Here is a 15042-nt window from a genome sequence, read left to right on the forward strand (position 1 = left end):
TACCTCTTACGCCAGACGCGGGTTAACTTTATCTGCATCGATGTTGAATTTGATGATTGCGTCAGCAACCACTTTCTTATCGATTTCGCCACGTTTAGCCAGTTCGCCCAGGGCCGCTACAACCACATAAGAAGCATCAACTTCGAAGTGGTGACGCAGGTTTTCACGGCTGTCAGAGCGACCGAAGCCGTCAGTACCCAGTACGCGATAATCATCAGCCGGTACATAAGTACGAACCTGTTCGGCAAACAGTTTCATATAGTCAGTAGATGCCACTGCCGGAGCGTCGTTCATCACCTGAGCGATGTACGGAACGCGCGGAGTTTCCATCGGGTGCAGCATGTTCCAGCGTTCACAATCCTGGCCATCACGCGCCAGTTCAGTGAAGGAGGTTACGCTGTAAACGTCAGAACCTACACCGTAGTCGTTCGCCAGGATCTGTGCTGCTTCACGCACGTGACGCAGGATAGAACCGGAGCCCAGCAGCTGAACTTTACCTTTCTTACCTTCGAGGGTTTCGAGTTTGTAGATACCTTTACGGATACCTTCCTCGGCACCTGCTGGCATTGCCGGCATGTGGTAGTTTTCGTTCAGCGTGGTGATGTAGTAGTAAACGTTCTCTTGTTTCTCACCGTACATACGCTCCAGACCATCGTGCATGATGACCGCAACTTCGTACGCGTAAGACGGATCGTAAGAGATACAGTTCGGGATAGTCAGAGACTGAATATGGCTGTGACCATCTTCGTGCTGCAGACCTTCGCCGTTCAGCGTCGTACGACCAGAAGTTCCCCCTACCAGGAAGCCGCGAGCCTGTTGGTCGCCTGCCTGCCAGCACAGGTCACCGATACGCTGGAACCCGAACATGGAGTAGTAGATGTAGAACGGAATCATCGGCAGATCGTTGGTGCTGTAGGAGGTCGCAGCAGCCAGCCAGGATGCGCCAGCACCCAGTTCGTTGATGCCTTCCTGCAGGATCTGACCTTTCTCGTCTTCTTTATAGTAAGCAACCTGCTCACGGTCCTGCGGGGTGTACTGCTGACCGTTCGGGCTGTAGATACCGATCTGACGGAACAGACCTTCCATACCGAAAGTACGCGCTTCGTCAGCGATGATCGGAACCAGACGATCTTTAATCGACTTGTTCTTCAGCATTACGTTCAGGGCACGAACGAAAGCGATAGTGGTGGAGATTTCTTTGTTCTGCTCTTCCAGCAGCGCACCGAAGTCTTCCAGAGCAGGCAGTTCCAGCTTCTCGGTGAAGTTCGGCTGACGAGCAGGCAGATAGCCGTGCAGTTTCTGACGCTGAGCGTGCAGATAAGTGTGCTCTTCAGAACCTTCCGGGAAGGTGATGTAAGACAGGTTTTCAACCTGCTCATCGGTCACAGGAACGTTGAAACGGTCGCGGATATAACGCACGCCGTCCATGTTCATTTTCTTAACCTGGTGAGCGATGTTTTTACCTTCGGCGGTGTCACCCATGCCGTAACCTTTGATGGTATGGGCCAGGATTACAGTGGCTTTGCCTTTGGTTTCCTGCGCTTTCTTCAGTGCAGCGTAGACTTTCTTCGGATCGTGACCACCACGGTTCAGAGCCCAAATCTGCTCGTCAGTCCAGTCAGCAACCAGAGCTGCGGTTTCCGGGTATTTACCGAAGAAGTGCTCACGTACGTATGCGCCATCTTTGGATTTAAAGGTCTGGTAGTCGCCGTCAACGGTTTCGTTCATCAGTTGGATCAGTTTACCGCTGGTATCTTTACGCAGCAGTTCATCCCAACGACCGCCCCACATGACTTTGATAACGTTCCAGCCAGCGCCCGCGAAGATGCCTTCCAGTTCGTTAACAATCTTGCCGTTACCGGTGACCGGACCGTCAAGACGCTGCAGGTTACAGTTGATAACAAAGACCAGGTTGTCCAGTTTCTCACGGGTCGCGATGGTGATAGCACCCTTAGATTCTGGCTCATCCATTTCGCCGTCGCCCAGGAAGGCGTAAACGGTTTGTTTAGAGGTATCTTTCAGTCCACGGTGTTCCAGATATTTCAGGAACTTAGCCTGGTAGATTGCACCGATTGGGCCCAGACCCATAGATACGGTCGGGAACTGCCAGAATTCCGGCATCAGTTTCGGGTGCGGGTAGGAAGACAGGCCTTTGCCATGTACTTCCTGACGGAAGTTGTTCATCTGCTCTTCAGTCAGACGACCTTCCAGGAATGCGCGAGCGTAGATGCCCGGAGAGATGTGGCCCTGGAAGTAAACCAGATCGCCGCCATCCTGCTCGTTGCGTGCACGGAAGAAGTGGTTGAAGCAAACATCATACACCGTTGCGGAGGACTGGAAGGATGCCATGTGGCCACCCAGCTCGAGGTCCTTTTTAGACGCGCGCAGTACGGTCATGATGGCGTTCCAGCGGATAGCAGAACGAATACGACGCTCCAGCTCCAGATTGCCCGGGTATTCCGGTTCATCTTCAACGGCAATAGTGTTTACATAATTGCTGGCCCCAGCACCTGCCGCTACTTTCACGCCGCCTTTGCGAGCTTCTGAAAGCAGTTGGTCGATCAGATACTGAGCACGCTCAACACCTTCTTCACGGATGACCGATTCGATCGCCTGTAGCCAGTCGCGAGTTTCGATCGGATCCACGTCATTTGGGAAACGTTCTGACATGGGGGTATTCCTTATCTATCTAATACGTTGAGTTATCTGGAACCTGTCCCATTACGTTCTCACCAGAGAGCGTAATAAGACAGGTTCTGCGTTTAGTTGCCGCGCCTTTCGATAGCGCTTGATTTACAACATCTTCTGGTTAACGTTCTGCCAGAAAAATCACTAATTCTTTCGTTGCTCCAGACGGCGTAAGGCGCGTTCACGACGGCTTTCCTCACGGCTTCTGTCCAGCAGAATCTCTTCGATAAACGCCAGGTGACGGTGAGACGCTTCACGCGCTTCTTCAGGCTTCCCGGCGATAATTGCTTCAAAGATGCGGGTACGGTGACTGCTCACCAGCGGCAGCATCTCGCGACGCGCATACAGCAATTCGAAGTTTTGCCGAACGTTCTGGGCCAGCATCGGCTCCATACACCTTAGCAAATGGAGCAGCACCACATTATGTGCCGCTTCGGTGACAGCAATTTGATACTGGAGTACCGCGTCAGATTCGCCGTCAAGATCGCCGGACTGTTGAGCAAGCTCGATCGCATGGTGGAGTTCACGGATACGCGTTTTGTCTTCATCCGTGCTGCGCAGTGCAGCGTAATAGGCTGCAATACCTTCCAGCGCATGGCGCGTCTCAAGCAGGTCAAACTGGGATTCAGGATGGTCGGAGAGCAGCTCTACCAGTGGGTCGCTAAAGCTCTGCCACAGGCTGCTCTGAACAAAAGTGCCACCGCCCTGACGACGAAGCAGTAACCCCTTCGCTTCAAGGCGTTGGATCGCCTCGCGTAAGGAGGGGCGGGAGACGTCGAACTGTTTTGCCAGCTCGCGTTCCGGTGGGAGTTTTTCTCCGGGGCGAAGTGTCCCCTCAAGAATTAAAAACTCCAGCTGCTGCTCAATCACATCGGAGAGTTTTGGTTGGCGGATTTTGCTGTAGGCCATGATTTCCTGTCTTAAGCCATTTGCCCGGAGTCAATTGGTCTTACCAATTTCATGTTCTTGACGCTAAAGTAACAAAGTATTCACCTTCTGTCCATACAGGTTTTGATTGAAATCAGTAAAGGGGGCATATTTTAACAACATTACAGAAATAACGTTTCAAACATGTAACTATGCACAAATGTTAAATTTACCCACCACGGGGTAGTTTTAACGGAATTGAAACGAAAAAATATCTCATCTGAACCGATTCACCTGATTATTTATCGACACATTAGCCACAATTAGTGAATAAAAATTCAAAATGGAAATTTTGTGGTAGATAAACTCGCATTTACAAATGGTTTCTTTTTATTCAACTCGTCATCTTGCCCGCATAAAGCAGGTGCATTCGCGCTCGCATATCATTATTCTGATCAAGACAAAAGCATTGAGGCAACATTTTATATAAAGCATCTGTAAACAAATAAATACAACAAACGGAATTGCAAACTTACACACGCATTGCTGCGTAGTTCAAAAAATAAGTACTCGAAATATGAAGAGTAAAACCACACACGAGGTTTAATGATGGAAAGTCAACAGCATGGCGATCAGCTCAAGCGCGGTCTTAAGAACCGCCATATACAGCTAATCGCGCTGGGTGGCGCGATTGGTACCGGGTTATTCCTCGGTAGCGCATCCGTTATCCAGTCTGCAGGACCGGGTATTATTCTGGGTTACGCAATTGCCGGCTTTATCGCCTTTTTGATTATGCGTCAGTTAGGTGAAATGGTGGTTGAAGAGCCGGTTGCAGGCTCCTTTAGCCACTTTGCTTATAAATACTGGGGCGGTTTTGCGGGCTTCTCTTCTGGCTGGAACTATTGGGTACTGTACGTCCTGGTTGCCATGGCTGAACTGACTGCCGTAGGTAAATACATCCAGTTCTGGTATCCGGAGATCCCCACCTGGGTTTCTGCTGCAGCCTTCTTCGTGCTGATCAACGCCATCAACCTGACCAACGTGAAAGTGTTTGGGGAAATGGAGTTCTGGTTCGCCATTATCAAAGTCATTGCCGTGGTTGCGATGATTCTGTTCGGCGGCTGGTTGCTGTTTAGCGGCAACGGCGGCCCGCAGGCCAGCGTCAGTAACCTGTGGAGTCAGGGTGGCTTCCTGCCGCACGGCTTCACCGGTCTGGTGATGATGATGGCTATTATTATGTTCTCTTTCGGTGGGCTGGAGCTGGTCGGGATCACCGCAGCAGAAGCCGATAACCCGGAGCAAAGCATTCCCAAAGCAACCAACCAGGTTATCTACCGTATCCTCATTTTCTATGTAGGTTCGCTGGCTGTTCTGCTTTCCCTGATGCCGTGGACGCGTGTCACGGCTGATACCAGCCCGTTTGTCCTTATTTTCCACGAGCTGGGCGACACCTTTGTTGCCAATGCACTGAACATCGTAGTGCTGACCGCTGCCCTTTCTGTCTATAACAGCTGCGTATACTGCAACAGCCGTATGCTGTTCGGTCTGGCACAGCAGGGTAACGCGCCAAAAGCGCTAATGAACGTCGACAAACGCGGCGTACCGGTGAACACCATTCTGGTCTCCGCGCTGGTTACGGCTCTGTGTGTACTGATCAACTATCTGGCACCGGAATCCGCCTTTGGCCTGCTGATGGCGCTGGTGGTTTCCGCACTGGTGATCAACTGGGCAATGATTAGCCTGGCGCACATGAAGTTCCGCAAAGCCAAACAGCAGCAAGGCGTTACCACCCGTTTCCCGGCGCTGCTCTATCCGCTTGGTAACTGGGTATGTCTGATTTTCATGGCTGCAGTGCTGGTGATTATGCTGATGACGCCGGGCATGGCGATTTCGGTGTACTTAATCCCGGTATGGATTGCCATTCTTGGCATCGGCTATTTGTGCAAACAGAAAACCGCCAAAGTAGCTAAAGCGCATTAATTCTCCCTCCCCCACCTGCATCAGGTGGGGGTTGTTACCTGCCTCACACTTTCCCACTCACGACTGTTTCGTCCATATCACTGGCGTTATCCTGCAACGCAAAAACACCTCTGCCAGACAATAATTATCTCCATATCTTATTAATGGAGTGCAGTTGATGGAAACCAGTAAGCTCACGGTGAAAGAAAAGATCGGCTATGGAATGGGCGACGCCGGATGCAACATCATCTTTGGCGCCATCATGTTGTTTGTTAACTATTTTTACACAGATATTTTTGGTCTGGCACCGGCCCTGGTCGGCGTGTTACTGCTCTCAGTACGCGTTATAGATGCCGTTACCGACCCTATTATGGGCGCGATGGCCGACCGCACCCGCAGCAAATATGGTCGATTTCGTCCATGGCTTTTGTGGATGGCTTTCCCATACGCATTATTTAGCGTACTCATGTTTACCACCCCTGAGTGGACGTATAACAGCAAAGTAATCTATGCGTTCGTCACCTACTTCCTGCTCTCTATCACCTATACGGCGATCAACATCCCTTACTGCTCGCTCGGCAGCGTCATCACTAACGATCCAAAGGAACGTGTCGCCTGCCAGTCATATCGCTTTGTGTTGGTAGGAATTGCAACCCTGCTGCTCTCCCTCACCTTGCTGCCAATGGCGGACTGGTTTGGCGGGGAAGATAAAGCTAAAGGCTATCAGATGGCGATGGCAGTGCTGGCCTTCATCGGCATGTGTATGTTCCTGTTTTGCTTTGCAACCGTCCGTGAGCGCGTACGTCCTGCCGTCCCGACTAACGACGATTTAAAAGCCGACCTGAAAGACGTATGGAAGAACGATCAGTGGGTAAAAATCCTGCTGTTAACCCTGTGCAACGTCTGTCCGGGCTTTATTCGCATGGCTGCCACCATGTACTACGTAACCTGGGTTATGCAGCAAAGCACGCAGTTCGCAACGTTGTTTATCAGCCTTGGCGTTGTGGGCATGATGATCGGCAGCATGCTGGCGAAGGTGTTGACCGATCGCTGGTGCAAACTGAAAGTCTTCTTCTGGACCAATATCATCCTGGCGATTTTCTCCGGCGCGTTTTACTTCTTCGATCCTAAAGCCACCATGATGATTATGGTGCTTTACTTCCTGCTCAACATTCTGCATCAGATCCCATCCCCACTGCACTGGTCGCTGATGGCAGATGTCGATGACTACGGCGAGTGGAAAACCGGTAAACGTATCACCGGAATCAGCTTCTCCGGCAACCTGTTCTTCCTGAAACTGGGCCTGGCGATTGCCGGAGCGATGGTTGGTTTCCTGCTCTCCTGGTACGGCTACGACGCAGGGGCGAAAGCGCAAAGCGACTCCGCCATTAACGGTATTATGCTGCTGTTTACCATCATACCGGGTGTAGGCTACCTGATTACCGCAGGCGTAGTTCGTCTGCTGAAAGTTGACCGCGAGTTTATGCAACAAATCCAGACAGATTTAGAAAAGCGCCGCGCCAACTACCGTGAACTGAATGAGTACCACGATATAAAAACGACTGAAAACGTAAGGAAAGCCTAATGAATCAGTGGCCAAATCCCTTTATTGAACAGCGTGCCGACCCGTTTATTTTACGTGACGGTAGCCACTACTATTTCATTGCTTCAGTGCCCGAATACGATCGTCTGGAGATCCGCCGGGCGGACTCGCTGGAAGGGTTACGCACCGCCGTCCCGGTTGTCGTCTGGCGCAAACCAGAAAACGGCCCCATGAGCCAGCTGATCTGGGCACCTGAGATCCATCGTCTGGCAGGCAAGTGGTACATCTATTTTGCCGCCGCCCACACACAGGCGCTCGACAAGCTGGGGATGTTCCAGCACCGTATGTTTGCGCTCGAATGTGCAGACGCCGATCCGCTGACCGGCCAATGGACAGAGAAAGGGCAGATTAAAACGCAGTTTGATACCTTCGCGCTCGATGCCACCACCTTTAACCATCAGGGAAAACAGTGGTATCTGTGGGCGCAGAAATCCCCCGATATCGCCGGAAACTCCAATATCTATCTCGCCGAACTGGAAAATCCATGGACGATTAAAGGCGAGCCGGTAATGCTCAGTCATCCAGAGTATGACTGGGAATGCCGGGGTTTTTGGGTCAACGAAGGCCCGGCCGTCATGGTTCACGGCGATAAGCTGTTTATCAGCTATTCCGCCAGCGCCACCGATGAGAACTACTGTATGGGATTATTGTGGATTGATCTCAATGCCGATCCGCTCAACCCGCAGAACTGGCACAAATCGCCGCACCCGGTCTTTACCACCAGCTACGAAAACCGCCAATACGGGCCGGGGCACAACAGCTTTACGCAAACGCCGGAAGGTGAAGATGTGCTGGTGTACCACGCGAGAAATTACACTGAAATCGAGGGCGATCCGCTGTACGACCCAAACCGCCACACTCGTCTGAAGCTGGTGCGCTGGAACGAAAACGGGATGCCAGATTTTGGCATCCCACCTGCTGATACGCTTTGAAAGATTGGCCCGCAAGCACAAAGCGACCGGGCCAATTTTTTTCCTCGACGGATAAGCGCAGCGCCATCCACCAATAATAATGGCTTAAATTAATGTTCCATAAATGGTCAACACGGCAATGACCACCACCACCACAAACGAGGTCTTCTTCGCCATCGAAACCGCGGCTTTTGGCGTTGCGACTTTATCGGTATGTGGTTCACGCGCTAAAGAAAACTGCGCAAGGCGAGTAAGCACCTGATATTGCGAAGTATGCAGATCCGCCAGCGACGCAAACCAGGCAGGCAACGCCTTCTCGCCGTGCCCCAGCAGCGCATAGACGACACCCGCCAGGCGCACCGGGATCCAATCCAGCACATGCAGGATCGCATCGATACCTGATTGCAAACGCTGGTGTGGCGTCTGATAGCGCGCCAGCCAGGACTGCCAGGCACGTAGAAAGGCATAACCCACCAGCGTCACCGGTCCCCACGGGCCACCGACAATCAGCCAGAATAACGGCGCAAGATAAAAGCGAAAGTTGTTCCATAACAGCGCGTTCTGCAGTTCGCGCAAGAACTCACGCTCATCGCACTCAGGCGGAATCCCATGAATCAGGGTCAGCTCGCTGGCCATCGCTTCACGGGCGTGAGCGTCATCGCGAGCAGCCGCGTTCAGATAGGCATGATAATGAAGACGCGTCTTGCCAGCGCCGATGCACAGCAAACCAATTAAGATCCACGCCACCAGCAAAGGCACGTTAAACAACAGGCCTTGAAGTGCGCGCAGCAGCAGGAACGTCACCCCCATCGCAATAAGGGCCATGCCTACCGTACGCATCATCGAAAAATGCTTCACCCGGCGGAAAAAAGCTTCAACCCGGTGATCAAGCTGCCAGTGCTCACCCAGCTTAAACAGGCGTTCAACAATCAACACCAGTAATGTTGTAAACAGCGTCATGTCATCTCCTTGTGCGACGAGGGGGTGACCAGGGCGCGAAACCTTGCCCAGTCAAAAGAGGGCCCGGGATCGGTCTTACGCTCGGGCGCAATATTGCAATGTCCTGTCATGTTGTTGGCAATGGCCGGATAACGCGTAATCAGGGCATTCGTCACGGCTGCCAGTTGCTGATACTGCGCATCGGTATAAGCCAGCGTATCCGTCCCTTCCAGCTCAATACCAATTGAGAAATCATTACAGCGTTCGCGGCCTTGATAGTTCGACACGCCAGCATGCCAGGCGCGTTTATCAAAGGGGACATACTGCACGATTTCACCGTCACGGCGAATTAAACAATGTGCCGAAACGCGCAAATGGGCGATCCCGGCAAAATAAGGATGGGCATTGGGATCAATCGTGCCCGTAAACAGCGCATCGACCCACGGGCCGCCAAACTCGCCAGGCGGCAGGCTGATATTATGCACCACCAGCAGAGAAGGGTTTTCGTCATCCGGGCGGCAATCGTAATGAGGAGAGGGAACGCGTCGCGCCTCTGCCAGCCAGCCCTCGTCTAACAACATGCAGAATCTCCTTATTGGTGGTGCTCATATCAGGTTCAGGGTAGCATGTTTCCACCTTATGATTCGTTAGCAATTTGGAGTTTTATCATGCCGCCTCGCCGCTATAACCCTGACTACCGACGTGACGCGCTGTTGGAACGCATAAATCTGGATATCCCTGCCGCTGTAGCTCAGGCGCTGCGTGAAGATTTAGGCGGAGAAGTTGATGCCAATAACGATATCACCGCACAACTTTTACCCGCGGAGATGCGCTCCCACGCCACCGTGATCACCCGCGAAGATGGCATTTTTTGTGGAAAACGTTGGGTGGAAGAGGTCTTTATTCAACTGGCTGGCGATGATGTCAACATCACCTGGCATGTCGAAGATGGCGACAGCATTAAGGCCAATCAGCCGCTATTTGAACTGGACGGCCCTTCCCGCGTGCTGCTAACCGGCGAACGTACCGCGCTTAATTTTGTACAGACGCTTTCGGGTGTGGCGAGCGAGGTGCGTAAATATGTCGACCTGCTGGCGGGAACAAAAACCCAACTGCTGGATACACGTAAAACTCTGCCGGGGCTGCGTACCGCGCTGAAATACGCCGTATTATGCGGCGGCGGCGCGAATCATCGTCTGGGCCTTTCTGACGCTTTCCTGATTAAAGAAAACCACATTATTGCTTCAGGTTCGGTACGTCAGGCCGTTGAAAAAGCCTTCTGGCTGCACCCGGATGTGCCGGTTGAAGTCGAAGTAGAAAGCCTGGATGAACTGGACGACGCGCTGAAAGCAGGGGCCGACATCATCATGCTCGATAACTTCGAAACTGACCAAATGCGGGAAGCGGTAAAACGCACCAACGGCCAGGCGCGTCTGGAAGTGTCGGGTAACGTCACTCATGAAACTCTGCGCGAATTTGCCGAAACCGGCGTGGATTTCATCTCTGTTGGCGCGCTGACCAAGCATGTTCGCGCGCTCGATCTCTCTATGCGTTTTCGCTAATTACTGATGGTGTAGCCCGATAGTACTTTCACTTATCGGGCCCATCACGTCGGTTTTTCTATCGGCCGGATAAAGCGTTTCCGCCGCCATACGGCTGTTTCTTGGAGCCTCTTCGCAAATACGGTGTCTGACTCTGTAATTTCATAAAAATCCTCGGAACCTGCCTTCCCGTTCTGTTTTTTGCCTCTCGCCGTGACCCTGAGCGTTTGCCAAAGTAGCGCCAGCTAACTCAAGGAGCGAACGATGGACAAGCAACGAGGCTTCACACTTATCGAACTCATGGTGGTCATTGGCATTATTGCCATCCTTAGCGCCATCGGTATTCCGGCTTATCAAAACTATCTACGCAAAGCCGCGTTAACAGACATGCTGCAAACCTTTGTTCCCTATCGCACGGCGGTTGAGCTCTGTGCGCTGGAGCATGGCGGAACAACAACCTGTGATGCCGGAACGAATGGCATCCCTTCTCCAGCCACCACCCGTTATGTCTCCGCCATGAGCGTTGAAAAAGGAGTGGTCAGCCTCAGCGGACAAGAAAGCCTGAACGGGTTAAGCATCACCATGACGCCGGGTTGGGACAATGCCAACGGTATTACCGGCTGGAGTCGTAACTGCGTTATCCAGAATGACAGCGCATTGCAACATGCCTGTGAAGACGTTTTCCGTTTCGATATCAATTAAGGAAAAGAGATGAATACCACCCAACTTACGGCGCTGTGCCAACGTCATCAGGGAATATTACTGGATGCAGACAATGAAGTGGTGCACATCGCCGTCGTGGACGCTCCGTCCCACGAATTGCTGGACGCACTGCATTTTGCCACCACCCGACGTATCGACATCGTCTGCTGGACGCGTCAACAAATGGAAGGCCACACGCATACGCCACAGAAAATGCTCCCGGCAGTGGTCACGAAAAGCAGCGCCAGCGCAGCAGATTTGCTGAATCAGACGTTTCAATCCGCTCTGGTGCAACGGGCTTCTGATATTCATTTTGAGCCAGCGGAAAATCACTATCGAATCAGATTACGTGTGGATGGCGTACTGCATGCTTTACCGGACGTCACGACCGAGATGGGTATCGCCATCACTGCCAGACTAAAAGTTTTAGGCAGTCTGGATATTGCCGAGCACCGACTTGCGCAAGACGGCCAATTTACCGTTGATATTTCAGGAGAGCCGGTCTCGTTTCGCATCGCCACCTTGCCCTGTCGCTTTGGCGAAAAAGTGGTGCTACGGCTACTGCATCAGGTCGATCAAGCGCTGGAAATCACCGCGCTGGGAATGCAGGACGCGCAGCTGGCAGCATTTTCACAAGCGTTGCAGCAGCCTCAGGGGCTGATTCTGGTCACCGGACCGACCGGAAGCGGTAAAACGGTCACGCTGTACAGTGCGCTGCAGACCCGAAACACCCCGGACGTTAACCTCTGTAGCGTGGAAGATCCAGTCGAGATCCCGATCGCAGGTCTTAACCAGACACAAATTCATCCACGTGCCGGTCTCACTTTTCAGGGAGTATTGCGCGCGCTGCTGCGTCAGGATCCCGACATTATCATGGTGGGTGAAATCCGTGATGGCGAAACGGCTGAAATAGCCCTTAAAGCCGCACAAACCGGTCATCTGGTTCTATCAACACTACATACCAATTCCACCACAGAAACACTAATACGCTTGCAGCAAATGGGGGTTGCACGCTGGATGATCGCCTCCGCGCTGACGCTCGTCATTGCGCAGCGGTTGGTGAGAAAATTGTGTCCCCATTGCCGACAACGTCTGGAAACGCCGATCATGCTCCCGGAAGCGATCTGGCCTACGCCACTGCCTCGTTGGCAGGCTCCGGGCTGCCAACATTGCTATCACGGATTTTATGGCCGTACGGCATTGTTTGAAGTTCTCCCCGTTACACCTGCATTGCGCCAGAGCATCGCCAACGGTACGTCCGTAGACGGAGTGGAATCGAATGCTCAGCAACTGGGGATGAGCACGCTTTTCGAAAATGGTTGCAAGGCCGTCGAACAAGGGTTAACAACATTTGAAGAGTTGGTACGCGTACTGGGCATACCCCATGTCAGCTAAACTGCTTTGGCGCTGGCAAGGTATTAGCAACGAAGGTAATCCACTGGAAGGCGTACTTTGGGCCGATACCCGCCCCTCATTGATGCTTGCTCTCGAGCAACGGCATATCACGCCGCTGCGCATTAATCGTATGCGTGTCAAAGCCTCACACTGGAGCCGTGAAAAAAGCGCTGAAACCATACATCAACTGGCGACGTTGCTGAAAGCAGGGCTAACACTCTCGGCAAGTTTAGCTTTGCTGGCTGAACAGCATCCCAGCAGCCAATGGCAAGCGCTACTGCGCACGCTGGCTCACGATATGGAACAGGGTATTTCTCTCTCCACCTCGCTATCTCAGTGGCAACACGTTTTTCCGCCTCTTTATCAGGCAATGATCCGTACCGGAGAGCTTACGGGTAAGCTGGACGACTGCTGCTTTGAACTCGCTCGCCAGCAGAAGAATCAACAGCAACTGGCGGATAAAGTTAAAAAATCCCTACGCTATCCGATATTCATCATCACGATGGCAGTGATGGTGGTATTCGCGATGCTGCAGTTTGTACTCCCTGAGTTTGCCGCCATTTACCAGACGTTTAACACCCCGCTACCAGTACTCACTCAGTGGATTATTGCCATCGCGCATTTTAGCAGCCAATGGGGATGGCTGGCGGGAGCATTCAGCCTGATAGCGGTTGCAGCATATCACCTGATGAAGCAGCAGCCATACTGGCTCACTCTGCGCCAGAAATTGCTGCTCGGCTTCCCGGTCATAGGGCCGATGGTGAGAGGGCAAAAACTCACGCAGATCTTCACTGTTCTGGCGTTAACGCAAAATGCAGGTATTCCTTTTCTGCAAGGTCTTGAGAGCGTCACTGAAACGCTGGCCAACCCTTTCTGGTCACAACGCTTAGCGCAGGTACATCAAGATATCAGCGCCGGAAAACCGGTCTGGTTAGCGCTAAAAAATTGCGGTGAATTCAGCCCATTGTGCATACAGTTGGTCAGAACAGGTGAGGCTTCCGGCTCGCTGGATACAATGCTGCGTAATCTCGCCCATCACCACGGCGAGAAAACATTGTCTCAGGCAGAGAATCTGGCTGCGCTACTCGAGCCTGCGTTACTGGTCATTACGGGGCTGATAATCGGTACGCTGGTCGTTGCGATGTATTTGCCGATTTTTCATTTAGGAGATGCGATGAGCGGGGTGGGATAAATTCAAATGCCGGATGGCGCACAGCTTATCCGGCATGTCATAGTACTACCTGTTCTTACAGGCTATTGAAAACGCGGTTTTCTTGTTCCTGTACACGAATAAACGTTGTACGTTTGGTCAGTTCTTTCAGGCGAGATGCACCGACATAGGTACAGGCAGAACGCAGGCCGCCAAGGATATCGCGTGCAGTATTATCAACCGGGCCACGCAGAGGCAACTTAACTGTTTTACCTTCCGCAGCGCGGTATTGTGCAACACCACCGACGTGACGCGTCATGGCTGATTCAGAGCTCATGCCGTAGAACAGCATGAATTTCTCACCGTTTTCTTCAACAATTTTGCCGCCGCTTTCTTCATGACCGGCCAACATACCGCCGAGCATAACGAAGTCCGCGCCACCGCCGAACGCTTTTGCCACGTCACCCGGCATTGTGCAGCCGCCGTCACTGACAATCATGCCGCCCAGACCGTGAGCTGCATCGGCACATTCAATAACCGCAGAAAGCTGTGGGTAGCCAACGCCGGTTTTTACACGTGTGGTACATACAGAACCCGGGCCAATGCCGACTTTAACAATGTCCGCGCCGGAAAGTACCAGCTCTTCACACATTTCTCCAGTAACCACATTGCCCGCACAAATTGTTTTTGTCGGCCATGCTTCACGCGCTTTCGACACAAACTGAACAAAATGCTCTGAGTAGCCATTTGCCACATCAATGCAGATAAAGTTCAGCGCCGGGTTGAGCGCCAGAATCTGTTTGGTTTTTTCGAAATCTGCGTCAGAGGTGCCGGTTGAAACCATTACGTGTTTGAGCACATCAGCAGAGCTCTCTGCGATGAAAGCAGCCCAGTCTTCAACAGAATAGTGTTTGTGTACCGCAGTCAGGATGTCGAAGGATGCCAGCGCCGTTGCCATGGCAAACGTCCCGACAGTGTCCATGTTCGCGGCAATAATGGGTACGCCGGACCAGGTCTGACCTGAGTGCTTAAAGGTAAATTGACGTTCCAGCTCAACATCGGAACGGCTTTTGAGAGTAGAACGCTTAGGGCGGATAAGAACGTCTTTGAAACCTAACTTCAGATCTTCTTCGATACGCATGTGCGGATTCCTGGGGTTAATGGCGAAAAATCGAAACTCACAACTCCAGTGACGCTATCATACGCACTAATCAATGCCGCGCAAGACTGCGAAATTCTCTTTTTTTACGCTACAATCCCATAAATTTACCTGGCGAATAGTAGGTT

12 protein-coding genes are annotated in these 15042 nt (G+C 52.2%); 7 read left to right on the forward strand and 5 right to left on the reverse strand.

Annotated features, from left to right (window positions below; all coding sequences use genetic code 11):
* Window positions 1-6: 6 nt before the first annotated feature.
* The gene (gene aceE, locus HV314_RS20760) at window positions 7-2670 is read right to left on the reverse strand and encodes a pyruvate dehydrogenase (acetyl-transferring), homodimeric type (RefSeq protein ID WP_016151717.1); all 2664 of its coding nucleotides are present in this window, start codon (window positions 2668-2670) and stop codon (window positions 7-9) included.
* A 162-nt stretch (window positions 2671-2832) separates the two neighbouring features.
* Window positions 2833-3597, reverse strand: a complete 765-nt coding sequence (gene pdhR, locus HV314_RS20765) for a pyruvate dehydrogenase complex transcriptional repressor PdhR (RefSeq protein WP_003018699.1) — start codon at window positions 3595-3597, stop codon at window positions 2833-2835.
* Between the two features lie 564 nt (window positions 3598-4161).
* On the opposite strand from pdhR, the gene aroP reads away from it, so the two are divergent.
* The 3 genes from aroP to HV314_RS20780 all read left to right on the forward strand — a co-directional run bounded on the left by aroP (window position 4162) and on the right by HV314_RS20780 (window position 8049).
* Entirely contained in the window at window positions 4162-5535 is a 1374-nt protein-coding gene (gene aroP, locus HV314_RS20770; protein WP_087121850.1) for an aromatic amino acid transporter AroP, read from the forward strand.
* 157 nt (window positions 5536-5692) lie between these two features.
* A complete protein-coding gene (locus HV314_RS20775) occupies window positions 5693-7099 on the forward strand; it encodes a glycoside-pentoside-hexuronide (GPH):cation symporter (RefSeq protein ID WP_016151715.1) in 1407 nt (468 codons plus the stop codon).
* A complete protein-coding gene (locus HV314_RS20780) occupies window positions 7099-8049 on the forward strand; it encodes a glycoside hydrolase family 43 protein (RefSeq protein ID WP_137367165.1) in 951 nt (316 codons plus the stop codon). Before HV314_RS20775 ends, HV314_RS20780 begins: the two co-directional genes overlap by 1 nt.
* 84 nt (window positions 8050-8133) lie before the next feature.
* Here the strand turns inward: HV314_RS20780 and ampE are convergent, their stop codons facing one another.
* The gene (gene ampE, locus HV314_RS20785; RefSeq protein ID WP_016155697.1) at window positions 8134-8988 is read right to left on the reverse strand and encodes a beta-lactamase regulator AmpE; all 855 of its coding nucleotides are present in this window, start codon (window positions 8986-8988) and stop codon (window positions 8134-8136) included.
* Complete coding sequence (ampD, locus tag HV314_RS20790; RefSeq protein ID WP_181546595.1) at window positions 8985-9548, reverse strand: 1,6-anhydro-N-acetylmuramyl-L-alanine amidase AmpD; 564 nt, start codon at window positions 9546-9548, stop codon at window positions 8985-8987. The genes ampE and ampD overlap by 4 nt, the downstream gene beginning before the upstream one ends.
* An 87-nt stretch (window positions 9549-9635) precedes the next feature.
* Here ampD and nadC point away from each other — a divergent pair, with 87 nt between their 5' ends.
* From nadC to hofC, 4 genes are all read left to right on the forward strand, one after another.
* Window positions 9636-10529, forward strand: coding sequence for a carboxylating nicotinate-nucleotide diphosphorylase (gene nadC / locus HV314_RS20795; RefSeq protein WP_181546597.1), 894 nt, complete (start codon window positions 9636-9638; stop codon window positions 10527-10529).
* A 243-nt stretch (window positions 10530-10772) separates the two neighbouring features.
* Complete coding sequence (gene ppdD / locus HV314_RS20800) at window positions 10773-11210, forward strand: prepilin peptidase-dependent pilin (protein WP_181546599.1); 438 nt, start codon at window positions 10773-10775, stop codon at window positions 11208-11210.
* Window positions 11211-11219: 9 nt separating this feature from the next.
* Complete coding sequence (gene gspE, locus HV314_RS20805) at window positions 11220-12605, forward strand: type II secretion system protein GspE (RefSeq protein WP_053388889.1); 1386 nt, start codon at window positions 11220-11222, stop codon at window positions 12603-12605.
* The gene (hofC, locus tag HV314_RS20810; RefSeq protein WP_181546601.1) at window positions 12595-13797 is read left to right on the forward strand and encodes a protein transport protein HofC; all 1203 of its coding nucleotides are present in this window, start codon (window positions 12595-12597) and stop codon (window positions 13795-13797) included. The genes gspE and hofC overlap by 11 nt, the downstream gene beginning before the upstream one ends.
* A 55-nt stretch (window positions 13798-13852) precedes the next feature.
* Here hofC and HV314_RS20815 read toward each other — a convergent pair whose 3' ends face one another.
* On the reverse strand, window positions 13853-14896 hold the full coding sequence (locus tag HV314_RS20815) for a GMP reductase (RefSeq protein ID WP_003829510.1): 1044 nt from the start codon (window positions 14894-14896) through the stop codon (window positions 13853-13855).
* Between the last annotated feature and the right edge of the window lie 146 nt (window positions 14897-15042).

The organism is Citrobacter sp. RHBSTW-00887, from assembly GCF_013728095.1.
Taxonomy (GTDB): domain Bacteria; phylum Pseudomonadota; class Gammaproteobacteria; order Enterobacterales; family Enterobacteriaceae; genus Citrobacter; species Citrobacter braakii.